This is a genomic window from Pectobacterium sp. F1-1 (genome assembly GCF_025643735.1).
In the GTDB taxonomy this organism is placed as follows: domain Bacteria; phylum Pseudomonadota; class Gammaproteobacteria; order Enterobacterales; family Enterobacteriaceae; genus Pectobacterium; species Pectobacterium colocasium.
Window position 1 is genome coordinate 3,478,804 of sequence record NZ_CP104733.1, and the last position, 23,804, is coordinate 3,502,607.

Annotated in this window: 20 protein-coding genes; 7 read left to right on the forward strand and 13 right to left on the reverse strand. The window is 52.0% G+C overall.

Annotated elements, in window-relative coordinates:
• Positions 1-253: 253 nt before the first annotated feature.
• Positions 254-748, reverse strand: coding sequence for a Fe-S cluster assembly transcriptional regulator IscR (gene iscR, locus NAL19_RS15540; RefSeq protein WP_180741757.1), 495 nt, complete (start codon positions 746-748; stop codon positions 254-256).
• A gap of 119 nt (positions 749-867) precedes the next feature.
• A complete protein-coding gene (trmJ, locus tag NAL19_RS15545; RefSeq protein WP_225085419.1) occupies positions 868-1,593 on the reverse strand; it encodes a tRNA (cytosine(32)/uridine(32)-2'-O)-methyltransferase TrmJ in 726 nt (241 codons plus the stop codon).
• Positions 1,594-1,736: 143 nt separating this feature from the next.
• Here trmJ and suhB point away from each other — a divergent pair, with 143 nt between their 5' ends.
• From suhB to NAL19_RS15565, 4 genes are all read left to right on the forward strand, one after another.
• Positions 1,737-2,540 (forward strand): inositol-1-monophosphatase, encoded by an 804-nt coding sequence (suhB, locus tag NAL19_RS15550; RefSeq protein ID WP_225085420.1) that lies wholly within the window; start codon positions 1,737-1,739, stop codon positions 2,538-2,540.
• 169 nt (positions 2,541-2,709) lie between these two features.
• On the forward strand, positions 2,710-3,828 hold the full coding sequence (locus NAL19_RS15555) for an ABC transporter substrate-binding protein (protein WP_263057821.1): 1,119 nt from the start codon (positions 2,710-2,712) through the stop codon (positions 3,826-3,828).
• A gap of 6 nt (positions 3,829-3,834) precedes the next feature.
• Entirely contained in the window at positions 3,835-4,917 is a 1,083-nt protein-coding gene (locus NAL19_RS15560) for a FecCD family ABC transporter permease (RefSeq protein ID WP_225085422.1), read from the forward strand.
• On the forward strand, positions 4,914-5,714 hold the full coding sequence (locus tag NAL19_RS15565; protein WP_225085423.1) for an ABC transporter ATP-binding protein: 801 nt from the start codon (positions 4,914-4,916) through the stop codon (positions 5,712-5,714). Before NAL19_RS15560 ends, NAL19_RS15565 begins: the two co-directional genes overlap by 4 nt.
• A 153-nt stretch (positions 5,715-5,867) precedes the next feature.
• On the opposite strand, the gene NAL19_RS15570 is transcribed toward NAL19_RS15565, so the two are convergent.
• The 7 genes from NAL19_RS15570 to glyA all read right to left on the reverse strand — a co-directional run bounded on the left by NAL19_RS15570 (position 5,868) and on the right by glyA (position 14,181).
• Positions 5,868-6,200, reverse strand: coding sequence for a hypothetical protein (locus NAL19_RS15570; RefSeq protein WP_263057822.1), 333 nt, complete (start codon positions 6,198-6,200; stop codon positions 5,868-5,870).
• Positions 6,201-6,286: 86 nt separating this feature from the next.
• A complete protein-coding gene (locus tag NAL19_RS15575) occupies positions 6,287-7,954 on the reverse strand; it encodes a methyl-accepting chemotaxis protein (RefSeq protein WP_225085425.1) in 1,668 nt (555 codons plus the stop codon).
• Positions 7,955-8,358: 404 nt separating this feature from the next.
• Positions 8,359-9,486 (reverse strand): ABC transporter substrate-binding protein, encoded by a 1,128-nt coding sequence (locus NAL19_RS15580; RefSeq protein ID WP_225085426.1) that lies wholly within the window; start codon positions 9,484-9,486, stop codon positions 8,359-8,361.
• Between the two features lie 118 nt (positions 9,487-9,604).
• Entirely contained in the window at positions 9,605-10,678 is a 1,074-nt protein-coding gene (locus tag NAL19_RS15585; RefSeq protein WP_263057823.1) for a nickel/cobalt transporter, read from the reverse strand.
• On the reverse strand, positions 10,669-11,328 hold the full coding sequence (locus NAL19_RS15590) for a DUF1007 family protein (protein WP_225085428.1): 660 nt from the start codon (positions 11,326-11,328) through the stop codon (positions 10,669-10,671). Before NAL19_RS15590 ends, NAL19_RS15585 begins: the two co-directional genes overlap by 10 nt.
• Positions 11,329-11,372: 44 nt before the next feature.
• A complete protein-coding gene (locus NAL19_RS15595) occupies positions 11,373-12,533 on the reverse strand; it encodes a 3-phenylpropionate MFS transporter (protein WP_225085429.1) in 1,161 nt (386 codons plus the stop codon).
• A 394-nt stretch (positions 12,534-12,927) separates the two neighbouring features.
• A complete protein-coding gene (gene glyA / locus NAL19_RS15600) occupies positions 12,928-14,181 on the reverse strand; it encodes a serine hydroxymethyltransferase (protein WP_180741746.1) in 1,254 nt (417 codons plus the stop codon).
• Between the two features lie 361 nt (positions 14,182-14,542).
• Between glyA and hmpA the strand changes: the two genes are divergently transcribed.
• The 3 genes from hmpA to pemA all read left to right on the forward strand — a co-directional run bounded on the left by hmpA (position 14,543) and on the right by pemA (position 18,969).
• Positions 14,543-15,733: an NO-inducible flavohemoprotein gene (hmpA, locus tag NAL19_RS15605; protein ID WP_263057824.1), complete on the forward strand. Its 1,191-nt coding sequence runs from the start codon at positions 14,543-14,545 to the stop codon at positions 15,731-15,733.
• A gap of 369 nt (positions 15,734-16,102) precedes the next feature.
• Positions 16,103-17,761 (forward strand): pectin acetylesterase PaeY, encoded by a 1,659-nt coding sequence (gene paeY, locus NAL19_RS15610; RefSeq protein ID WP_263057825.1) that lies wholly within the window; start codon positions 16,103-16,105, stop codon positions 17,759-17,761.
• Positions 17,762-17,862: 101 nt separating this feature from the next.
• Entirely contained in the window at positions 17,863-18,969 is a 1,107-nt protein-coding gene (gene pemA / locus NAL19_RS15615; protein ID WP_317630289.1) for a pectinesterase PemA, read from the forward strand.
• 80 nt (positions 18,970-19,049) lie between these two features.
• Here pemA and glnB read toward each other — a convergent pair whose 3' ends face one another.
• From glnB to NAL19_RS15635, 4 genes are all read right to left on the reverse strand, one after another.
• Positions 19,050-19,388 (reverse strand): nitrogen regulatory protein P-II, encoded by a 339-nt coding sequence (gene glnB / locus NAL19_RS15620; RefSeq protein ID WP_005970202.1) that lies wholly within the window; start codon positions 19,386-19,388, stop codon positions 19,050-19,052.
• Between the two features lie 251 nt (positions 19,389-19,639).
• Complete coding sequence (gene glrR / locus NAL19_RS15625) at positions 19,640-20,977, reverse strand: two-component system response regulator GlrR (RefSeq protein WP_225085432.1); 1,338 nt, start codon at positions 20,975-20,977, stop codon at positions 19,640-19,642.
• A complete protein-coding gene (qseG, locus tag NAL19_RS15630; protein ID WP_263057826.1) occupies positions 20,974-21,810 on the reverse strand; it encodes a two-component system QseEF-associated lipoprotein QseG in 837 nt (278 codons plus the stop codon). The genes glrR and qseG overlap by 4 nt, the downstream gene beginning before the upstream one ends.
• Before the next feature lie 35 nt (positions 21,811-21,845).
• Positions 21,846-23,282 carry a sensor histidine kinase gene (locus tag NAL19_RS15635; RefSeq protein ID WP_263057827.1) on the reverse strand — a complete coding sequence of 479 codons (1,437 nt, stop codon included), beginning with the start codon at positions 23,280-23,282 and terminating at the stop codon, positions 21,846-21,848.
• Positions 23,283-23,804 lie beyond the last annotated feature (522 nt).

A 23,804-nucleotide genomic window follows, 5' to 3' on the forward strand; every position in this document is an offset into this window, starting at 1 on the left:
CATCACTTCAAAACGTACAATGCGTTTTGTTTTATTGACAGGCTGTTTATACCCGCAACCTTTCGGGCCAATGCAAAAACCCTGACGATGTTATTGTTGGCACAATTTATCGTCGGAACACATTATCGTCAGAACACGCCGTGATAGTCGGGCTAGCACCAACGCCACATTGGACAATGTGGTCAGGATTATGCGGCTATCAGAAAGGCAAAACGTGACGAGTAAAATGTTTACTCGTCACGTTGAAAGTGTGTCAGGCACGCAGGTTAACGTTGATCGTTTCCTGAATACGTCCGTTAGCGGTGCGGCGAATGTCCGCATCCTGACGATCCGCCACATCCAGCACTTCCTTATTGTTCACCAGCTCATCCAGCGTGATATTATTCAGGAAATCAGTGATACGGTCGCTCAGATCGCGCCACAGCGTGTGCGTCAGGCAGCGATCGCCACCCTGGCAGCCTTCACGCCCCTGACAACGCGTGGCGTCAACGGATTCATCGACGGCCGAAATGACCATGCCGACAGCGATTTCATTCGCGTTTTTACCCAGCAAGTAGCCGCCGCCCGGACCGCGAACGCTGGCAACCAGTCCATTCTTGCGCAGGCGCGAAAACAACTGCTCCAGATAGGACAGTGAAATACCCTGGCGTTCAGAAATATCCGCCAATGGAACTGGCCCTTCCTGGGAATGCAGAGCCACATCGAGCATGGCGGTAACGGCGTAACGGCCTTTGGATGTCAGTCTCATGATAGTGGTACCTGTAGGTAAAACATGTATTATGAAAACATGTATTGGCAGAACATACCGCGAGTCTGACATTCCTGAGTATTTTAGTCAACTATTTAACCGAGCAAAATACTCAAGTATTATTCGTCGTGTGTTTTTTGTACCGAGCTTAATATGCCACGCAGGATGTTAAGTTCCTGAGCTTCAGGCCTGGCGCGGGTAAACAGGCGGCGCAATTTGTTCATCACCTGGCCTTGATGCGCCGGTCGGATAAATCCGGTTTGCAGCAGCGTCTGTTCAAGATGCTGATAAAACCGCTCCAGATCGTCAACCAGCGGATACGGGGATTCTTCGTGTTTCGGCTGCCCAGCCTGTAACCGATCCAAATACGCGATGCGCACTTCATAAGCGATAATCTGCACCGCCATCGCCAGATTGAGCGAGCTGTATTCCGGGTTCGCGGGAATCGCCACATGGTAATGGCATTTCTGAAGCTCATCATTCGTCAGCCCCACACGCTCGCGCCCAAACACCAGCGCCACTGGCGCGTGCTCCGCTTCCTGTGCGCTGCGAACGCCACACTCACGCGGTTCCAGCATCGGCCAGGGTAAGGTTCGGGAACGCGCGCTGGTGCCAACGACCAGGCCACATCCTTCGAGCGCCTGATCGAATGAATCAACAATGGTGGCATTACCGATAACATCGCTGGCGCCTGCCGCCAACGCAATGGCCTGTGAATCAGGCTTAACCAACGGGTTGACCAGATAAAGTTTGCTTAACCCCATGGTTTTCATCGCCCTGGCCACTGACCCCATATTGCCAGTGTGCGACGTTTCAACCAGAACAATGCGAATATTGTCTAACATATGAACTCTGTTGTGCGAATAGATAGAAGGAAGTGGTGCGAAAAGGAAATCGCCATACCTTAACACAAACTTAGCTATTTTACTTTTCTGCTGCTATACTCTGCGCCGCTTTCCGTTCTTTAACATTCCAGTGGACCGATACCATGCATCCGATGCTCAACATCGCTATACGCGCTGCGCGTAAAGCCGGCAATTTGATTGCCAAAAACTATGAAACGCCAGACGCCGTCGAAGCCAGCCAAAAAGGTAGCAACGATTTTGTAACCAACGTCGATCGGGATGCAGAACGTCTGATCATTGAAGTCATCCGCAAATCTTACCCACAGCACACCATCATTGGTGAAGAGTGTGGCGAGTTGGCTGGTGAAGATCCGGCAGTACAATGGGTTATCGATCCTCTGGATGGCACCACCAACTTCATCAAACGTTTACCTCACTTCGCTGTATCTATCGCGGTCCGCATTAAAGGCCGTACCGAAGTTGCCGTCGTTTACGATCCTATGCGCAATGAACTGTTTACCGCGACTCGTGGTCAAGGCGCGCAGTTGAACGGCTATCGTCTGCGCAGCAGCACTGCCCGCGATCTGGAAGGCACCGTACTGGCAACAGGCTTCCCCTTCAAATTAAAGCAACACAGCAAAAGCTATATCAATGCTATCGGCGCCCTGTTCACCCACTGTGCGGATTTCCGCCGTACGGGCTCTGCCGCACTGGATCTGGCGTATGTTGCGGCAGGTCGCGTTGACGGCTTCTTTGAAATCGGCCTGAAGCCGTGGGATTTCGCTGGCGGCGAGCTGCTGGTGCGTGAAGCAGGCGGGATCGTAACGGACTTCGTGGGCGGCCATAACTATATGGCGTCCGGCAACCTGGTTGCAGGCAATCCACGTGTGGTGAAAGCGATGCTGGGCACCATCCGTGAAGAACTGAGCGACGCGCTGAAACGCTAATTTCGATCGACTCCGGCTCCTACATAAAAATGCAAGGGGCTGGAGTTGTTATTTTTCTTTACATATGAATCCTGTATACGCATTGTTTATCCTTATACGATAATAATTATCAACCGCATTACACTGATAACTTCATCACATTGATAAACTGTGAATTAGGATCGCCACCATGTTAAGAAAATCAGTCAGATCACTCTTTCTGACCGCACTCTGCACCGCGCCATTCTTCAGCTACGCTACCCAATATCCTCTTACCGTCACCGATCTCGCCGGAAAAAGTGTCACCATTAAACAAGAACCACAGCGCATCATTCTGCAAGATGGCCGCGATATTATGGCGATGGCATTGCTCGATCGCGATAATCCTTTCCAGCGTCTGGTCGCCTGGAACAATCTGGCGAAAAAGCAGGACACCGCAACCTGGGACATGCTGAAAGGAAAATGGCCTCAGTCCGTCGGTATTCTGGATATGGGGTTCAGTGACAAAGGCAATGTCGATCTGGAAAGCGTGCTGTCAAAACAGCCTGACCTGATGATTGCCCAACTGCGTGCCAAAGCTGCGCTGAAAGAAAGCGGCGTAATCGACAAGCTCAACGCGCTCAATATTCCTGTCCTGTTTGTCGACTATGAAGTCAATCCGGCTCAGGATACCGCCCCCAGCATCGACTTGTTAGGTCAGGTTCTGAACCGTGAAGCCAATGCCAAAGCGTATACCGATTTCTACCGTAAACACCTCAACGACATTCAGCAGAAAACCGCTGCAATCACGCCAAAACCGAGCGTCTTTGTTGAGCCGATTGCCGGAAACTCGGACTCCTGCTGCTTCACACACAGCAAAAGCGGCTGGGGCGGATTAGTTGAAGCGGTCGGCGCGAAAAATATTGGTTCAGATTTGCTGCCGGGCGCAACGGGTTTTGTCTCGCTGGAAAAAATCATCAGCATGAAACCTGACGCCTACATCATGACGGGCTCTAAACGTGGCAACAGTCAGGTGTTGCCATTAGGCTATGGCGCCAGCGTCGACGATGTCCGCGCTCAGGCCAATACGTTGTTAAGCCGTACCGGTATTAGCCAGATTCCGGCTGTTGAGGCGAAACACGTTTATGGCATTTACCACCATTTCTACAACCATCCCTACAACATTGTCGGTATGGAATATCTGGCAAAGGATATTTATCCTCAGGCGTTTACCAGTTTGAATCCTGATGACACCTATCACCATATCATTCAAAATTTTACCTCGCTGCCTGACAGTGGCTTTATCTTTGCCTGGAAACAAGGTGAGTAATTTTTCATGAGTACAACCACTGAACCGGGCATCCGCCAACCTATAGCGGATGCCAACACCGTTATGGACAACTATCGCGGCATCATTCGACGCCGTGTGAGTGTTATGGCGATACTGCTGTTGATCATCATCGGCTCGTTGTTATTGGATTTTACGATGGGGCCTTCTGGCCTGACGCTTGATGTGCTTTGGCAGACGCTGACCGATCCGGCCAGCGCCGATGCGGGTACGCGCGTAATCGTCTGGGATATTCGTCTGCCTTACGCGCTGATGGCGATTATTGTCGGGCTGTCGCTCGGGCTGGCGGGTGCAGAAATGCAAACCATCCTGAACAACCCGCTGGCCAGCCCGTTTACGCTCGGCGTGTCTTCCGCGGCCGCATTCGGCGCCGCGCTGGCTATCGTCCTCGGCATCGGTATCCCCGGTATTCCGGCTCAGTGGTTTATCTCTGCAAACGCCTTTATCTTTGCGCTGCTGGCAGCCTTGCTGCTTGATGGAATTACGCGCTGGACGCAGGTAGCCACCTCTGGCGTTGTGCTGTTCGGCATCGCGCTGGTATTCACCTTCAACGCGCTGGTTTCCATGCTCCAGTTCATCGCCAACGAAGACACGCTGCAAGGTCTGGTGTTCTGGACGATGGGCAGTCTGGCACGCGCCTCGTGGGAAAAACTGGGTATCCTCCTGCTGGTGCTCGCTATCGTGATGCCAATTTCACTGATGAGCTCCTGGAAACTGACCGCACTGCGGTTGGGTGAAGATCGCGCCGTGAGTTTTGGCATTAACGTTCGCCGTCTGCGTCTAGCGACGCTGTTGCGCATCAGTATTTTGTCCGCTATTTCAGTCGCGTTTGTCGGCCCCATAGGCTTTATCGGTCTGGTTGCTCCGCATATCGCACGTATGATTTTCGGTGAAGATCACCGCTTCTATCTGCCTGCCAGCGCGTTAACTGGCGCGCTGGTGCTGTCGATGGCGTCCGTGGCCTCGAAAAACCTCATCCCCGGCGTCATTATCCCGGTTGGTATCGTCACATCACTGGTGGGCGTGCCCTTCTTCCTGAGTATTATCCTGCGCCACAGAGGAAACGTATGAGCCAGCACACCTCTTCTGGATTACGCCTTTCCCACTTTCGCGCCGGTTACCCCAAGCGTCAGGTGATTCGCGATCTGTCCGTACCACAGCTGCCGCGCGGGAAAATTACCGTGCTGCTTGGCCCCAACGGTAGCGGTAAATCCACGCTGCTGCGTGCAATGGCGGGTCTGAACGCTTCTGAAGGCGAACTGTGGCTGGATGACACCAATCTGATGACGTTGCCGTTCGCTCAGCGGGCGGAAAAAGTCGTTTATCTGCCGCAGTCACTGCCCGCAGGCGTTCACCTGCACGTGCTGGAATCGATCATCGTCGCCCAGCGAGCCTCCGGCGGCATGCACAGTGTCGAAAAGCAGGATGAGGTGATGAGCCTGCTGCGTCAGTTGGGCATTGAGCATCTGGCGTTGAGCTATCTCGATCAGCTCTCCGGCGGACAGAAACAACTGGTTGGATTAGCGCAATCGTTGATCCGCCAACCCTCGCTGCTCCTGCTGGATGAACCGCTCAGCGCGCTGGATCTGAACTATCAGTTCCACGTGATGGATTTGGTGCGCAAGGAAACACGTAAGCGCAACATCATCACTGTGGTGGTGGTACATGACATCAATATCGCACTGCGTCACGGCGACCACGTACTGATGCTGCAAAACGGCAATCTGATTGCCAACGGCGCGCCGGCTGAGGTCATCAGCTCGGAAAGCCTGTCTGCAGTCTATGGCGTTCGTGGACGCATTGAGCGCTGTTCACAGGGCGTGCCACAGGTGATTATCGACGGATTAGTTAGCGAACCCACCATCTAAGCCCGTCGCCGGACGAAAAGACGGTGAGGGCACTCACCGTCTTTGCTTCCTTACCTTATCGGAACCACTCGGCACTATTCAACACTACGACGTTTGATTCGCCGCACCCACACTATTTATATCGCATACGCTGCGTTGACGTTGGCAATGCCATTATTCAACACAGGACAGGCGTTCAGAGCCAAGCATATCGCGCATGTTCGTCACCATGTTCTCAAACAAACGCAGCGCCAGACCAACGCTGTTTACGTTGTAGTATAACGGCGCGTCATAATGCTTCAGATAATGTTCGAACTCTGGTTTATCGAGCAGCTTATAAATTGCCGTAAAGCGCAAAATAAGGTGACGGCAATTATTGAGGTAGAGATCGAGCGTGCGGTAATCGCTTTTCATTAGCTGAGTAAGCAACGCGGTCATATGTTCGAATTCCGTCAGCAGCGACGCATAATCCTCCAGATTTTCCGCTCTGTGCTCAGTCGATTCCATATCGTTATCTCCCTGGGTTTTTCACCACGGGCCAATTGAGCCAATAACCGCATGCCGTTTCACCTCACAGCATGCGATTTGAGGGATCAGAAACGCTGCCAGTCTGCTTCATCCTGAGCAACAGCACTTTTTTTCCTCACGGGCGAAAGACGCGGCGTGGATATTCCCGGTAACACGGATGCCGAGGCGGAAGCCAGCGCCAGAGAAGGCACCTGCCCTACAATAAACTGCCCCACCAACTGGCTCAGCGTACTCGCCTGCTCTTGTAGCGACTGCGATGCCGCAGAAGCCTCCTCCACCAATGAGGCGTTTTGCTGAGTGACATCGTCCATCTGGTTAACAGCCTGATGCACCTGACTAATACCCCGGCTTTGTTCGTCGGTTGCTGCCGCGATTTCATTCACCAAATCCGTCACCTGCTGGATCGCGTCTTTCATCGCCGACATGTTTTTCCCTACATCGCTGGCTTGTTCAACCCCTGCCGATACCAGCGAGTTTGAGGCGTCAATCAAATCCTTGATCTCACGCGCCGCCGTGGACGAACGCTGTGCCAGCGTGCGTACTTCACCCGCAACCACCGCAAAGCCACGCCCCTGTTCCCCGGCGCGTGCCGCTTCTACCGCCGCATTCAGGGCAAGAATATTGGTCTGGAATGCGATGCCTTCGATAAGCGCAATAATGTCGGTGATCTTGCCTGAGCTGGTGCGAATATGTTCCATCGTATTCAGCATCGTACTGACTGAATCCGCGCTATTGATGGAAATCCGGCTGGCGTTCCCTGCCAGCAGACTCGCCTGTTGCGTGTTCTCGGCGTTCTGGCGCACCGTCTCGCTGATTTCCGTCATACTGGCAGCGGTTTGTTCCAGCGACGCGGCCTGCTCTTCGGTGCGAGATGACAAATCTTCATTGCCTGCTGCAATCTGCGTTGCCGCACTGCTCACGGACTGCGATGAAGCACTCACCGAAGCCAGTGCAGAAGAGACCCGATTCATTAGGTTATTAAAGGCACGGGCGGTATCTCCCACTTCATCCTTGCGTCGATCGTCAGCTTGAATCGTCAGGTCGAGAGTAGTGCTAACGCTTTCCATCGTTTGACTCATATTGTTCAAACTCTTTCTGATGCCCAGAATGGTTCTCACCGCGAAAAAGCCGATCAACAACAACACCAATAAGGTTCCGGACAGCAGACCAAACCACGTTTGTTCATAGATCCGTTGATTCACCTGACGCAGGTCATCGCCAATCTTGATATTCAGATCAAACTGTTTGCGATAGTTGGCGATCAAATTACGTACGGCCTCACCTGGCCCTCCCATGCCCTGGAGAAGGCCAAGCGCAGTGTCATTTTGATTTGCACGTGATGCATTCAAAAAGGCAGGCAGTGAGGCCTGCAATTTTCCGATGAGATCGATCGCCTTGTTTGTCAGTTGAAGATCTTCTTCACTCGATATGTCATTCTTCAGGTAATACTCATTAAGCGCCTTCAATTCCTCAATGGTTTTAGTGATGTCCTGCTCGATCGCCGGCAGCTTACGATCGTCACCCGCAGTCTGATGGCGATACAGAAAAAGCACCAGCGAATTGCTTTTATCCACCAGACTATTTAAATCTTTGATGCTCGGAATTGCATTGTCCTGCACATATTCAAAACGGGACTGGAACCCCGATAACAATGATAAAGCGACTATAACTGATGAGAGAAGTGCTAATGACATTAGTGAAAACGTCAGCAGCAGGCGTTGCGTGATATTCATGACCGCTCCATTTTTGAGTTTATATAGCGTATTTTTTTCTGATTCCTATATGTCAAATAAACAATGTCGTCCTCCGTATATGGCATATTGAGTAAAAATCAGACATACCTTTACCACTTTCAGTTATCGACACAGAAGCGAGCAGCTTGATAGCAAAAACAAATTAAAAAATACAAAAATAATAAATAATAACTATTAAAGAAAGGTAATTGATCGTCAAAAACAACTGACGATCCTGTAACCAAGTAAGTAGAAAAGTAAAAATTTGCTTTGCTCTCTCGCCAAACTAAAGAATGCGGAGAAGTCAATAGGGAGTTGAACCAGCAAAAAAGGCATAAAAAAGCACTGAACGATGAGATTCAGTGCTTTTTTATTACAGAATTTAGTGTATGGCAAATATCGCGTTATTTCTTCGCAGGCAACGTAACCCAGTAGCCAGGCTGATACGGCAGCGGCAGGAACTTCTCATGGAAGGTACGGAACGTCGCGTCAGGATCGATATCCTTAAACAGCTCCGGGTGCATCCATTTTGCTAATACCTGAATCGCTACAAACTGATATGGGCTGTCATAGAACTGATGCCAGATTGCATGAGCATTGCCATTGGTCGCAACAGGTAGCGTTTTAAATGCTGAACGTTCCATCAGTTTTTGCAGGCGTTGCAGCGCTTCTTTCTGATCGGCACCTGGCCCAACGCCAACCCAGCCATTCGCCGTGTTGTAGTTTTTCCAATTCGCCCCTGTCACCACCACCACATCCGGGCGCGAGCTGATAATCTGTTCAGGGTTCAGTGTACCAAACGTGCCGGGGATGATGTTCTTGGCAATGTTGTCACCGCCAGCGGCCTCAACCATACGGCCAAAGTTCTCATCACCGAATGACATACAGCACTCTTCATCATAGCCGCCCGCGCGGTCGATCATCACTTTCGGGCGCGGGCCCTGATAGTTCTTCAACCGATCGGTGACCAGCTCAATCTGCTCACGACGGAATTTAATAATCTCTTCCGCACGCTGTGGTTTACCCACCAGTTGACCCATGATGTGAATGCTTTTCTCAGCGTTTTCAAACGGCTTCTCGCGGAAATCGATAAACACGACCGGAATACCCAGCGAATTGAGTTTCTCGATCAATTTGCCTTCATCCGTCGCCGCTTTTGACTCCAGATTCATCAACACCAAATCTGGTTTCAGCGTCAGTGCCTGCTCAACGTTGAAGGTACCGTCTTTCGCGCCGCCGAAGGTCGGCAGCTTTTTGATTTCTGGGTATTGCTTTTCATAAGCCAGATAGCCGTCGTAATCCGCTTTTGGCAGATCGTCACGCCAACCAACCACACGCTGGAACGGGGCTTCCGTATCAAAGGCAGCCAGCAGATAAATCTGTCGGCCTTCACCCAAAATAATCCGCTTCACTTCGGATTTAATTTCTACCTTCCTGCCACTAACATCTTCAATAACAATCGGGTTAGCGCTGGCGATAGCACTCGCACTCAGCCCCAACAGAACAACGACTGAGAACAGCCATTTCTTCATTATTATTCCCTTCTGAGATTACGGTTATAAATGATAATGGTTATCATTATTGAAATAATATCCCGCCGTGATTATCGGAAGCAATGGATTTTTAGCGCGAGGTTAATAAAAGGTAAAATTAGCCGGAGAATGGCCGAATACCGCCCATCATCGCAGGCTGTGCACTGAGATAAAGCAGGACGCCGGAGCCAACCAAAATCAGCCCGCCAGCAAACGCCAGAAGAGAAAACGTCGCGCGTTGCCATACGGGCGATGCACGATTTGCACCTAAACGCTCAACGATACGGCGGCAGTAAAAAACCAATACGGCCAGCGCCGAGATCGTGATCGCCGTTCCGGCAGCCATCACCAGCGCAGAGGCGACGCCCCACAGATAAACGCCGATCACTTTAGAGAAAAGCAGCACCAGAATAGCGCCTGAGCACGGGCGCATTCCCATCGCCAGCACAATCATCAGGCGCGTGCGCCAACGGCTATCGCGCTCCAGTTCCTCATTGCTCGGGAGATGGCGGTGCCCGCAGCCACAGTCGGCATCGTGCTGATGCAAAGAATGGGATAGAACGGGCGTAGGGCGAAGCGTCATCGGTCTATCCGTGGCGGGATGAAGCGGAGTGACACGCAAAATAGTCGCGGGTTTAGGCTGCTGTGCGAGGGCGGTATACAGCTGTTTTAACGCACGAAAACAGAGCAGTAGCCCCAGTCCCGCGACCAGCACAAAGCTCCCCTTTTCCATCCAGAAACTGCTGTTATGCAACGTTCGGCTGGATAGCTGCAAGATCCCTAATACCAAGGTCACCAGCGCCACCGCCACCAGCCCCTGAACCAGCGACGCCGCAAGTGTCAACTTCAGGCTGCTTTTGAGCTTCGACGGGTGTGTCGCCAGATAGGTCATGATGACCACTTTACCGTGCCCTGGCCCGACGGCATGGAGTACGCCATAGACCAGACTGAACATCATCAGACTCAGCCCCGCCTGATGCGGCTGCTGTTCCACCATTTGCAACAGGTGCGACATTTGCTGATGCAGCGATTTCTGCCAAATCGCGCTTTGCAGCACGAGTTGCGGCCAGTACCCTACGATGTAATGCAGCGCCGAAGCCAACAGTGCCAAAAACAGCCATAGCGGCCACAGATCGCGCAGCCGATTCAACAACGAACGCTGACGCGGCAACGACCCCAGGTTCACTGACATTGCAACGTCACCCGCTGTGCAAACTGTTTACCCAGCTCCATATCTTCGTCCGGCGTATCGTTCTTATCCAGCGACAACGCATAGGATTGCAGGTCAGCATTAGGTTCCGGCGTGACGAGCGAGGTTTTACAGCGCGCAGCTAACTCAGGTGCGAGCTTCACAGCGTTGTCGTTCTGATAGGACATATCGACAAAATAGGTAGGATCGTAAGTAGAAATCAGTAAAGGTTTTCCGGCCAGCGGCTGTGGATGTGCCAACGGCAGTACAAATTCCAGCACCGCCTGATTACCTTTGCGAGAAAGGTGATACTCGGTTGGCAGCGGCGTATATTTCACGGGCTGACCATCACGATAGATATCAGTAAAATAGTGCTGCCCCCAGACATTAGCCATGACTTCCGCCGCCAGTTTTTTCCAGATTTCAGAATCCGTTTTCGCCTTTCCTGCGTCATACAGCAAATCGGCCGACGTGATGGGATCCATTGTCCATTGCATACGTAAACCGGTGATGTGGTCGTTCTGGCTCTCAACTGTGGTCTGCATATCAATAAAACTGTGTGGGTGAGCGAAAACGGGTTGGCCGAATGCCAAGCCTGCCATCAGCAACGTTATCCGTCCGCACCTGCGTTTCAAAGCGTTATAATGTAACATTATTTTTACCACACGACGTTATCTTGACAGTAGATACCACTTTATTAGACCTTTTCGACTGCGGCACGGTGACTGACGGAAGGCCGGATAAACAGTGCTGGCACCGCCAGCAGCGCCATCACCCAGAACGTACCGCCCTGTAAATGTTCAAACAGGAAACCGGATACCATCGTCATCACCGCGATGCTTCCCCCCATTGCCAACGCGGAATACACCGCCTGTAGCCGCAGGATGTCACCACCGGAACGCGCGGCGATAAAGCGCATAGCAGCCAGATGGCACACGGTGAACGTGCCACAGTGCAATATCTGTATCACAATCAGCCACGGCAGAGCCACCGTCGAGCCCATTAGCCCCCAGCGCACCACACCACACACGGCAGAGAGCAGCAGAAGCTGTCTGGCGCTCCAGCGTCGGAACAGACGCTGGCTGAAGGTAAAGATGATAATTTCCGCGACCACGCCTAACGACCAGAGATAACCGATGATCGAGGCGGAATAACCCGAATCCTGCCAATAAATGACGCTGAAACCATAGTACGCCGCGTGTGCGCCCTGTAGCAGGGATACGCAAAGCAGGAAACGCCATACCGCCGGTTCAGTCAGCAAGGTTTTCCACGGCGTCACGCTAACCGACTGCGCGGTTGACGCTGCCGCTTGCGGCATCACGCTGGGGCGGAGCAGCATGCCTAACAGCATGACAACCAACCCCGCGCTGAGAATGGCCAAAATCGCGGGGTGTCCCCAAATGGCAACCAGTTCGCCCGTCGCCGCAGAAGCGATAACAAACGCGATCGAGCCCCAAACCCGCACCTTACCGTAATCCATCACGACCTGCCGCTGCCAGGTCGCGGCTAATGCATCGGTCAGCGGCACCAGCGGCGCGAAAAACAGGTTAAACCCAATCATCACGATCATCAGCCACAGCCAGGCATTTCCCAGCCAGAAACCGACGACTAACGCCAGTGACAGCAACGCCAGCCCGCGTAATACTGTAATCAATTTGGACGGATCTTTTACGCTGGGCGTGATAACCAGACTGCCGACAAAACGCGCCACCAGCCCCGCTCCCAGCAGCATCCCGATCGACTCGGCGGACAGCCCCTCGCCTTTCAGCCATCCTCCCCAAAATGGCAGGAAAACGCCATAGCAAAAAAAGTAGGTGAAATAGCTCAGCGCCAACCAGCGCGTCGATTGCAAAACCATGATGTCTCCCTTTCGATGGCGAAGACTCCCGTTCACCATCCTGCGAACCGTCGCAAATGCGATGTTTCTTTACTGGTTACTCTTTTTTGCCGATTACTCTGTCAGAGAGCATGCGACGGCGCAACGCGTTATTCACCATGAAACGTAAACGAGGGTATCGACCCGCCCAACTGGCATAATAATTTCCGGGCAACGCTCTTAACGTGTTGTCAGTTGCGGCTTGTAAGAGCACGGCGAGGAATCGCACGCCATAAAAAAACGTGGGGAACGTTTTTCAACGTCGCCTACGACGGCCCGCAGGGTGGTGGCCAGGGATGGCCGCCATAAAAAAACGCCAGCACACGGGCTGGCGTTCAGGACATGTTCCGACAGTGATGTCAGAGAAACGACCGAATTATGCGTAAACCGGGAAGCGAGCGCAGATATCCAGCACTTTCTGTTTCACGCGCTCAATGGTCGCTTCGTCATTGATGTTGTCCAACACATCACAGATCCAGCCAGCCAGCTCACGCACTTCCGCTTCTTTAAAGCCGCGACGGGTTGCCGCCGGTGTACCGATACGGATACCGGAAGTCACGAACGGACTCTTCGGATCGTTAGGCACGCTGTTTTTGTTCACGGTGATATTCGCACGACCCAGTGCAGCATCAGCCTCTTTACCAGTCAGGTTTTTGCTAACCAGATCCAGCAGGAACAGGTGGTTGCTGGTTCCGCCAGAAACGACGTTGAAACCACGTGACAGGAATACTTCAACCATCGCTTTGGCGTTTTTCGCGACCTGCTGCTGATACACCTTGAATTCAGGCTCCATCGCTTCTTTCAGCGCAACCGCTTTACCCGCGATAACGTGCATCAATGGGCCACCCTGACCACCAGGGAACACAGCTGAGTTCAGCTTTTTGTACAGCTCTTCGTCACCACCTTTCGCCAGAATCAGACCACCGCGTGGGCCAGCCAGCGTTTTGTGCGTCGTCGTGGTCACGATGTGGGCATGAGGAACCGGGTTAGGGTAAACATCTGCGGCAATCAGGCCAGCAACGTGCGCCATATCGACAAACAGGTAAGCGCCGATGCTGTCAGCGATTTCACGCATCTTCGCCCAGTCAACCACGCCAGAGTAGGCAGAGAAACCGCCGACGATCATTTTTGGCTTGTGCGTACGCGCCAGTTCCGCCATTTCGTCGTAGTCGATTTTGCCGCTTTCATCGATACCGTAAGGAATAACTTTATACAGTTTGCCTGACAGGTTAACCGGAGAACCGTGCGTCAGGTGACCACCGTGCGCCAGGTTCATACCCAGAATGGTGTCGCCCGGTTGCAGTAGCGCGGTGTAAACGGCAAAGTTAGCCTGGGAACCAGAGTGCGGCTGCACGTTGGCATAATCTGCACCGAACAGCGCTTTCGCACGATCGATCGCCAGTTGCTCAACTACGTCAACATACTCACAGCCGCCGTAGTAACGTTTGCCCGGATACCCTTCAGCATACTTGTTCGTCAGCTGAGACCCTTGAGCCTGCATAACGCGTGGGCTGGTGTAGTTTTCTGACGCAATCAGTTCAATGTGCTCTTCCTGACGCACCACTTCTTGCTCCATTGCTTGCCACAGGTCGGCATCATAATCGGCAATGTTCATTTCACGCTTTAACATCCGGATCTCCTGACTCAGCTAACATAAATATACTGGGAATTAATGGCCCGTTTGGGAATTGGGCTACCCTCTTGGGGAATGTCGTATAGTGTAAACCGTTTTTCACTAATGAAGATAGGTCTTGACAGAGGTTTTTACGCAAACGATTAGCTACAGGCAGCACAAGGCTTCAGCAAATATGAGTCGCGTGGTGGTAAACGGATTTTTCTTCATTCTCAACCTGCTCTTTCTTCATGTTATTCCCTTTAGCTCCCACCTAAAAAAGCCCTACCACTAAAAAGGTAATTTACAGTGACGGACAAACCCAATAAGATGTATTTAAAATGCAATTTATAAGTCATACCAATAATAAGGAGTCACCATGCTGGATAACCAAACTATCGCCATTGTTAAATCGACCATTCCTCTGCTGGCGGAAACCGGCCCGAAACTGACCGCGCATTTTTACGATCGCATGTTTACCCATAACCCTGAACTCAAAGATATTTTTAACATGAGCAACCAGCGCAATGGCGATCAGCGAGAAGCGCTGTTCAATGCCATCTGTGCGTATGCGACGAATATTGAAAATCTGGCCGCGCTGCTGCCTGCGGTTGAGCGTATCGCCCAGAAGCACGCCAGCTTTAACATTCAGGCCGATCAGTATCAGATCGTGGGTAATCATTTATTGGCAACGCTGGATGAAATGTTTAGCCCAGGGCGAGACGTGCTGGACGCCTGGGGTAAAGCCTATGGCGTGCTGGCGAATGTCTTCATTCAGCGCGAAGGCGATATCTACCGCAACACCGAAGCGAAAAACGGCGGCTGGAGCGGTGTACGACCTTTCCGCATTGTGAACAAGCAGCCGCAAAGCGCCGTGATTACCAGCTTCACGCTGGAACCTACCGATGGCCAACCGATTGCTGATTTTCAAGCAGGTCAATATCTGGCGGTTTACGTCAGGCATGACAGTTTTGCCAATCAGGAGATTCGCCAATACTCTCTGACTCACGCGCCAAATGGAAAATCCTACCGGATTGCGGTGAAACGTGAAGCACAGGGCACCGTTTCTGGCTATCTTCATGATACCGCACGCGAAGGCGACATCATTCATCTGGCGGCTCCGCACGGCGATTTCTTCCTTGATATCTCCTCTTCCACACCAGTTGCCCTGATTTCCGGCGGCGTGGGGCAAACCCCCATGTTGGGCATGCTGCATACGCTCAAACAACAGGATCATCAGGCAAAAGTGTTATGGTTGCATGCGGCAGAAAACGGCGCAGCGCATGCGTTTGCGAATGAAATCAAACAGACGGGGCAGCCGCTGCTGCAGTTCCAGCAGCACATCTGGTATCGGGAACCGCAGCAGAACGATCGTCCAGGGGAAGATTATCACCATAGCGGACTAATGCAGTTGGCCTCGCTAAAAGAAGAGTTAACCACGCCTGCTATGCACTATTACCTATGCGGCCCTGTGGTTTTCATGCAGTTTATCGCTCAGCAACTGCTGGCACTGGGGATCCCGGCGGAGCAGCTACATTACGAATGCTTTGGTCCACATAAAGTTGTCTAACCCTCATTGATTCTGGATCAAACCCAAAGGCCGCTTTTGCGGCCTTTTTTCATCTTTTAGAGAATCACCTTCTCAGAAACACTTTATCGATCACACTTTTATGCGCTGATACACAGGCTCTCTGCTAAAAAAGAGGTCGGTCACAAAAAATCACAGCTTATTAAAATAACATTTCATTTTTAATGAATGGTTATTTCATCAAAAGGACCTGCGTTTAAGCATCGCCCTTGAGTCGGCTTGGGTGCACAATAAAAGCCCCGACGTTTCTCTAAAGGCCGTGACAAGAACGATAAAAAACAGCGACCTTCCTTTGATAACGCTTGGGTCCATTAACCGTTTTCGATTAACCAACAAGGGATATGTCTGACCATGGCAAAACGTTTTTCAGAAAGTGTCGCTTTAGCTCTGATACTTTCCGCCCCTTTCACACTGGTACATGCTAAAACCCCCGCTGCGGCACACCCAACCACCGCAACAGACAGCGTTAAATTACTGTCGGGTTCAACACTGGGTGAGAAAACCGGTTTATCCGGTAATGTCACCGCACGGGATATCCACCTGCCTGCCACCATCATTATCAGAGACCAGCAGGGCCAGAAGCGGCAGACACAGACCGATGATCAAGGAAAATACCACCTTGATATCTCGGGCCTCACGCCGCCACTACGTCTGTTAGCCATCGAATCCGGCGGCAATAATTGCCTGCTGAATAATATCTACCGTGCCATTTGCCTGTCCGCTGTCGCCCCTTCGTTACATGACGGCAAAGAAAACACCGCCAATATCAACCCGCTGACTGACCGCATTACGTCTGATATCGCGGTAGCGGCAGGCTACATTGGCCCACAGCAGCTCACGGACGATACAGCATCACCAAAACTGGACGCCGCAGCCTGGAAAAAAGCCTACTCGGATTTCAATGCAGGCTTTAATCACGCATTAAAACAGGTGGGCATCAGTGCACCTACCCGTTTCGATCCCCTAACCTACCCTGCCGCTCAGCAGGACGCAGTCACCAAAATCGTCAGCGTCATTAATCATAACCGCAATTATCATAACAATACGGGCTACTCAGGCCATACGGTGCTGACCGACAGCGCGTTCCACCCGATTGTCGGCTTGAACGATAAAGGCAACTATGAACCGTTAGATTATCGCGCTGCTCGCCAGAGTCTGGACGCGATCCAGAAAGCGCAAACCCGTATTTTCATCGTCGGCGACTCAACTGCGGCAACCTACGAAAAAATGCGCTTCCCGCGCATGGGATGGGGACAGGTTTTTGAACAACAGTTCAGCAAAAACAGCGGCGTAAAAGTTGTTAACGGCGGACGCGCAGGTCGTAGCTCGCGTGACTATTTTTATGAAGGCTGGTTCCGTCAGATGCAGCCACTGATGAAAGAAGGCGATTTCCTGTTTATCCAAATGGGACACAACGATCAAAACTGCAACGGGGCCAAAGCGGTACGTGGCCCTGCTGATGTCGCTAACCTCTGCACTTACCCAAACGATGCAGCAGGGAAAAAGCAGGCACCGCAGGGCAAAGCCGATATGTCATTCCAGACGTCACTGGAACGCTACATCACCTTCGCCCGCCAGCACAAACTCACGCCCGTTCTGCTGACGCCAACCACCCGAGTGAAAACGGCTGAAGGCAAAGAGGGTACACCCGCCGTACACAGCCATTTTACCAAGCAAAATTCAGATAACGGCTACGCGTTCATTGGCGATTACAGCCAGACCATCAGGGATACGGCAGCGGATAACAAGGTGATTTTACTGGACGTGGAACCTGCCACTATCGCCCTGGCGAATCAGGGCAACAGCGACCACTGGAAACAGTATTGGTTAGTGATCGATCCCAAACAATACCCTTACTATCGCGATCAGGCAGGTAGCCTGAGCAAACCGGATACCACCCATTTTCAGAAAAAAGGCGCGATTGCCGTGGCAGAGATTGTCGCTGACGCCATTCGGCAGGAGCCCGCTTTAGCTGCTCTGGCGGAGAAAACCGTCAGCAAGCATAAGTAGTTATCAGTCAGGCAAAACGATAAGACAGAACCACGCGCGGCGTTATTTAGCCGCGCGTTATAGACCTTCCTCTTTCCTTTACCGATTACAGGACTCTGGACATGATAAACACCCCACACCTCTGCAAGACGCTGACCTTAGCCATGTTAATTTCTTCCCCCTGGGCATTAGCACAGGCAGCCGACTATAATGCGCTGGTTTCCGCCAATGCAACGGACGCCAAGGCCTACAAAACCATTACTGAAGCCATTGCCAGCGCCCCGGCAGACAGCTCCCCGTTTGTTATCTATGTCAAAAATGGCGTATACCACGAACGCCTCACAATTACGCGCCCCAACATTCATTTAAAGGGCGAAAGCCGTAACGGCACCGTGATCACCGCGACCACCGCCGCTGGGATGCTCAAACCCGATGGCAGCAAATGGGGGACTTACGGCAGCAACACGGTGAAAGTCGATGCGCCTGACTTCAGTGCCCGTTCGCTGACCATCCGCAATGATTTTGATTACCCCGCCAATCAGGCTAAAGCCAGTGACGACCCGACTAAACTAAAAGACTCACAGGCCGTTGCGCTGCTGGTTGCCGAAAATAGCGATCGTGCATGGTTCCATGATGTCAGTTTGGTCGGCTACCAAGACACGTTGTATGTGAAGGGCGGACGTAGCTTCTTCTCACAATGTCGGATCAGCGGTACCGTTGATTTCATCTTTGGCAACGGCATTGCGCTGTTTGACGACTGTGACATCGTCGCGCGTAACCGCACCGATGTGAAAGATCAGCCGCTTGGCTATCTCACCGCCCCAAGCACCGACATTAAGCAAAAATATGGATTGGTCATTACCAATAGTCGGGTGACCAAAGAGAAAGACGTTCCGGCGAAAAGCTATGGTCTGGGCCGCCCGTGGCACCCAACGACCACCTTTGACGATGGTCGCTATGCCGATCCTAACGCGATTGGCCAAACCGTCTTCCTGAACACCAGCATGGACGACCACATCTATGGCTGGGACAAAATGTCCGGTAAAGATAAACAAGGTGAAACAATCTGGTTCTATCCGCAGGACTCACGCTTTTTCGAGTATAAATCCAGCGGTAAAGGAGCAGAGAAAAACGCTCAGCGCCGTCAGTTAAGCGATGCGGAAGCAGCAGAATACACCGCAGACAAGGTGTTGGCTGGCTGGGTTCCTACCGCGCCTAAAGGGAAGTAGACATTAGAGTAGACGTAAATGTGACGAAGCCAGCCCTCGTCAGGCTGGCTTCTAAAACGGAACAACGCGAGGCGAGACGATTAAATCGCTTCCTCGTCCTCTTCGCCGGTACGAATACGGACAACGCGCGCCACGTCAAAGACAAAGATTTTACCGTCGCCGATTTTACCCGTCTGTGCAGTCTGCGTGATAGTTTCTACACAGGTATCGACGATATCATCGGACACGACAATTTCGATTTTTACTTTTGGCAGAAAATCGACCATGTATTCTGCGCCGCGATACAGCTCGGTGTGGCCTTTCTGACGACCAAAACCTTTAACTTCTGTTACCGTCATCCCTGTGATGCCCACTTCAGCTAACGCTTCACGCACATCGTCCAGTTTGAACGGCTTAATAATCGCATCAATTTTCTTCATGGAGGAACCTTTGTGTTATCTATGTTGCGGCCAAAGCCGAGCATCAGCAAATAAACAGCATGTCAGAACTCAGGCAGACAATCCATATCCGTCATACTTCAAGCAGCTTATGCGTTAACTGCGCTTACTCACCTCTGTCACTGATGTAAGCTCTTGAGGATTCGGACGGTTGCCGCCTTTACGCGGCTCGAATTATTTCGGATTACCCCACCTCGCATCACGCTGCAAGCGTGCTGCCAGCTATCTCAACGCTAGTCTTTAAAATCGTTGGCATCCAGTTCATGGCGACCCAACAGTTTATAAAATTCTGTTCGGTTACGCCCAGCCATTCGCGCAGCCTGTGTCACGTTGCCTTTTGCCATCTGTAATAATTTTCGCAGATAGTTCAGTTCAAACTGATGACGTGCTTCAACAAACGTTGGCAACGCCGTGTTTTCACCTTCCAGCGCCTGTTCAACCAGCGCGTCACTGATGACCGGAGCGCTGGTCAGTGCCACACACTGTTCAATGACATTCACCAGTTGACGCACGTTACCCGGCCAGCTTGCCGTCATCAAGCGCTTCATCGCATCGGTTGAGAAAGTGCGCACAAAAGGCTTGTGGCGATTGGCGGATTCACGCAGCAGATGATTTGCCAGCAGAGGAATATCTTCGGCACGTTCATGCAGCGCGGGCAACTTCATATTCACCACGTTGAGTCGATAATACAGATCTTCGCGGAATTCATTTTTCGCCATCGCCTTCGGCAAGTCTCGGTGCGTAGCGGAAATAATCCGCACGTCGATATCCAGATCGCGGTTGCTCCCCAGCGGACGGACTTTTCGCTCCTGCAGCACGCGTAGCAGTTTAACCTGCAGAGACAGCGGCATATCGCCGATTTCATCTAAAAACAGCGTACCACCTTCCGCCGCCTGAAAAAGCCCCTCACGGCTGCTCACCGCACCGGTAAAAGCGCCTTTTGCATGACCGAACAACTCAGATTCCAGGAGTGGTTCCGGCAGCGCACCACAGTTAATGGCAATAAACGCTTTCTTCGCACGTGGGCTGGCCGCATGAATGGCCTGAGCCAGCACCTCTTTCCCGGTTCCGCTCTGGCCATTAATCAACACGCTGACATCCGACTGTGCGACCATTCTAGCCTGTTCCAGCAGGCGCAGCATAATGGGGCTGCGCGTCACGATAGTTTCGCGCCAGCCTTCATCACCCGCTGGCGCGGACAGCGCCAGCGCTTCATCTATCGCTTTATAAAGCGCATCACGGTCTACCGGCTTCGTCAGGAAGCTGAATACCCCCTGCTGCGTGGCAGCAACGGCATCGGGAATCGAACCGTGAGCTGTTAAAATAATCACCGGCATACCCGGCTGATAGCGCTGAATTTCAGAAAACAGCGCCATGCCATCCATCTCGTCCATGCGGAGATCGCTGATCACCAGATCGAACGTCTCGCGCGTTAACAGCCGCAGCGCCTCTTGACCGCTCTCCGCCGTCATCACGCTAAATCCTTCGCTGGTCAGGCGCATGCCTAATAGCTTCAGCAGACTGGGGTCATCATCCACGAGCAATAAATTCGCCGTTTTTCGGGCTGTCATTGTCTTGTTGACTCCTTCTTCGTCGTCGGTTTATCCGTATGCGATTCCATCGGCGGCGTATAGGTGTCATCCGCATCCACTGGCTCACTTCTGGATTTCACTGCCGAATTACGTGAACCGTCTCTATTCGCCCCCGCCCCGCCACGGCGATCGGTATCGTTATCCGGCATTTCTCCCGACAGTTGCTTACGCGACGACAGCTGACGTTCAATATCCGTCAGATTTTCCAGTTTCTGCGTGGTCGTTTCTAACTGGTATTGCAGGTGACTTTGCTGAACGCGCAGGGCATCTAACTGCTTGTCGCTGGACTCCTGTAAACGCTTATAGCGCAGGCGCTCATCCGACAGCGCCAGAAACAGCGTTTGCCTGTCACGCCAGGTTTGCATCAGCGGGCGCAGCGCCGCAGGAAAAGCCAGACGGTATAAATTGATCTGCTCCAGCACCTGACGTCGCTCGGCCTGAGTAATACCGGCATTATCCAGCAGAATGCCCTGCTTAAACACGCGATCCCAACTATCCCCCGCAACCAGCCCGGCTTCCTCGCGAGCCTGGAATTGCGTCAAACGCCCGGCACAATCCATCGCCCGTAACCAATAAAGGGCGTTATTCATGGATTCACGATCGTCTATCTGCCACAGGTGCTCGCATTGCGCGATACGGAAATCCGCAACCTGCTCTTTCGGCGGAGTAGCTTCTGTTTCCAGCAGCGCCGAACTATGATTCACATGGCTATTACACGCTGCCAAAACGAGTGGCGACGACATAAGCGCCGCCTTCAAAAGACGGGAAAATACGCTATTCGTAAGCCATCCCTTCATAACCCATGCATTCATTATCTATTCATTCTCAGACTTTATTCATTATCGGACTATTCGTTATCGGGCAATAAGGGTAGCTCAATGCGGAAACACACATCAGCATAATCCACGGTAATCAGGCTCAATTCACCACGCATACGACGAATGCAATCACGCGCGATACTTAGCCCCAACCCGCTTCCTTTAACCGCACCACGGCGCTGATGGCTTCCCTGATAAAAAGGCTCAAAAATCATGCTCCGTTCTGCCTCAGGAATAGGCGTACCATTGTTGGCGACATCAATCTGAATGCGATTGCCAATTTGACGGCTATAAATCCAAATGTTACCGGATTCCTTACCGTAGTGCACCGCATTGGAATAGAGATTATCAATCACTCGCATCAGTAGGGTCGTCTCCGCCCAGCAGTGCCCAACAATCAGCGCCACATCGGTATGAATCATTTTGGCGCGGGCAGGCAGACTGTGGGACGACACGACAATATCGACGATCTCTTCAATTTCAACCCGTTCCAGTTCGGTCGGCGTATCCGCCAGCTTACGGTTATAATCCAGCAGTTGGTCGATCAGTTGTAACAAATGGCGACTGCTGCTATCGAGGATAGCGACAACCTCTTTTTGATCGGCAGTCAATGGGCCCACCACCTCATCAGCCAGCAGTTCAGTGCCTTCCCGCAGGCTCGCCAGCGGCGTTTTAAGTTCATGGGAAATATGGCGTAAGAATTCATGTCGCTGCGACTCCAGCCAGGACAGACGTTCACTCAGCCAGATAATGCGCTGCGCCAGCGTCCGAATCTCACGCGGGCCTTTGAAGGTGCTGGTGTTCCCCAGCGATCGGCCTTCACCAAGGCGGTTAATCATCCGCTCTACGCCATTAACCGGACCGATAATCATCCGTGTAAAGAGAACCACCAGCATCACGCTGACCAGAAATAAGATCAGCGCCTGCCAACCAAAGAACTGGCCACGTTCGGAAATAGCCTGCTGGAGCTGTTGCCCGCGAGAGAAAACAACGTCACGCGTCACCTGCACCATCTGTCCGTTGGCGCGAGAGAATCCCTCTAGCAGACTCGATGCGGTTTGTTCCGGACCGCTGTTATGGCAGCGAATTTCGCCAAGCTGAGTAAGAAGCTGACGCAGCGTCTGGTAATAGCGGGGATCGGGTAGCACCTGCGCGTGGGAATCCAGCATTTGCGAATACTGTTTACGCTGATTCTGGTAGAGCGTTGCCAGCGTCTGATCGTCCAATACGCAGTACTGGCGGTAGCTACGCTCCATTGCCAGCGCCACGCTGGTCATCGCCTCACTGCGGCGGGCATCCGCCAGCGTTGTCCGGTTGATATCGGCAGCCTGTTCGCTCAGCATGTTCAGGCTTTGGTAAGCCTGATAGGCCAGCACCAACAGCGGCAACAGCACCAACAAGAACGCCATAATTACTAATTGCCGCAGGGAACGCGGGAATAAACGCCATCGTTTCAAAGAAATCATCTCGTTACTTATCGAATCCGCATTGATGCTAACCGAGTCTTATAAAAGTTCAACGTTTTCCCTTGTGACATGCGCAACGCTTCGCAATACGGCGTGAATGCCAATGTAACGTCGTGAAAAAGTAGCGCCGTAAAAAGCAATCAAAGGGATTGGATTCTAGAGGTGACGGGGGGTAAAACGTCACGCGGCCAGAAGAATCGCTCCCTCTGGCCGCATAACTGAATAGGCGGTGCCTCACTCAACGTGTCGCCCGATGCTTGATAACGTTCGTTTTCACGCCCGGTTATCGGTCTGGTGGACGATAGGCACCCTTTCTTTTGGCATCATTCCAGATGTTATGAGCGAAAATATTTGCCAGTCAGCAACGCAATCATAACCAGTTGAATGAGCAACATAAGTTATATAGCACTTATCATGCCAATCATTAATGATTTAATTTAAAACCATGATTATAAATGACATTTAACTAAATTTTTGCCGAAAAAATCATTATCCAGGATAGCAATAACGGAAATACGCGCG

What these genes read in the sequence shown, in the direction of transcription:
- iscR (WP_180741757.1), bottom strand. Translation starts at nt 748, where the DNA reads ATGAGACTGACATCCAAAGGCCGTTACGCCGTTACCGCCATGCTCGAT.
- trmJ (WP_225085419.1), bottom strand. Translation starts at nt 1,593, where the DNA reads ATGTTAGACAATATTCGCATTGTTCTGGTTGAAACGTCGCACACTGGC.
- suhB (WP_225085420.1), top strand. Translation starts at nt 1,737, where the DNA reads ATGCATCCGATGCTCAACATCGCTATACGCGCTGCGCGTAAAGCCGGC.
- NAL19_RS15555 (WP_263057821.1), top strand. Translation starts at nt 2,710, where the DNA reads ATGTTAAGAAAATCAGTCAGATCACTCTTTCTGACCGCACTCTGCACC.
- NAL19_RS15560 (WP_225085422.1), top strand. Translation starts at nt 3,835, where the DNA reads ATGAGTACAACCACTGAACCGGGCATCCGCCAACCTATAGCGGATGCC.
- NAL19_RS15565 (WP_225085423.1), top strand. Translation starts at nt 4,914, where the DNA reads ATGAGCCAGCACACCTCTTCTGGATTACGCCTTTCCCACTTTCGCGCC.
- NAL19_RS15570 (WP_263057822.1), bottom strand. Translation starts at nt 6,200, where the DNA reads ATGGAATCGACTGAGCACAGAGCGGAAAATCTGGAGGATTATGCGTCG.
- NAL19_RS15575 (WP_225085425.1), bottom strand. Translation starts at nt 7,954, where the DNA reads ATGAATATCACGCAACGCCTGCTGCTGACGTTTTCACTAATGTCATTA.
- NAL19_RS15580 (WP_225085426.1), bottom strand. Translation starts at nt 9,486, where the DNA reads ATGAAGAAATGGCTGTTCTCAGTCGTTGTTCTGTTGGGGCTGAGTGCG.
- NAL19_RS15585 (WP_263057823.1), bottom strand. Translation starts at nt 10,678, where the DNA reads ATGTCAGTGAACCTGGGGTCGTTGCCGCGTCAGCGTTCGTTGTTGAAT.
- NAL19_RS15590 (WP_225085428.1), bottom strand. Translation starts at nt 11,328, where the DNA reads ATGTTACATTATAACGCTTTGAAACGCAGGTGCGGACGGATAACGTTG.
- NAL19_RS15595 (WP_225085429.1), bottom strand. Translation starts at nt 12,533, where the DNA reads ATGGTTTTGCAATCGACGCGCTGGTTGGCGCTGAGCTATTTCACCTAC.
- glyA (WP_180741746.1), bottom strand. Translation starts at nt 14,181, where the DNA reads ATGTTAAAGCGTGAAATGAACATTGCCGATTATGATGCCGACCTGTGG.
- hmpA (WP_263057824.1), top strand. Translation starts at nt 14,543, where the DNA reads ATGCTGGATAACCAAACTATCGCCATTGTTAAATCGACCATTCCTCTG.
- paeY (WP_263057825.1), top strand. Translation starts at nt 16,103, where the DNA reads ATGGCAAAACGTTTTTCAGAAAGTGTCGCTTTAGCTCTGATACTTTCC.
- pemA (WP_317630289.1), top strand. Translation starts at nt 17,863, where the DNA reads ATGATAAACACCCCACACCTCTGCAAGACGCTGACCTTAGCCATGTTA.
- glnB (WP_005970202.1), bottom strand. Translation starts at nt 19,388, where the DNA reads ATGAAGAAAATTGATGCGATTATTAAGCCGTTCAAACTGGACGATGTG.
- glrR (WP_225085432.1), bottom strand. Translation starts at nt 20,977, where the DNA reads ATGACAGCCCGAAAAACGGCGAATTTATTGCTCGTGGATGATGACCCC.
- qseG (WP_263057826.1), bottom strand. Translation starts at nt 21,810, where the DNA reads ATGAATGCATGGGTTATGAAGGGATGGCTTACGAATAGCGTATTTTCC.
- NAL19_RS15635 (WP_263057827.1), bottom strand. Translation starts at nt 23,282, where the DNA reads ATGATTTCTTTGAAACGATGGCGTTTATTCCCGCGTTCCCTGCGGCAA.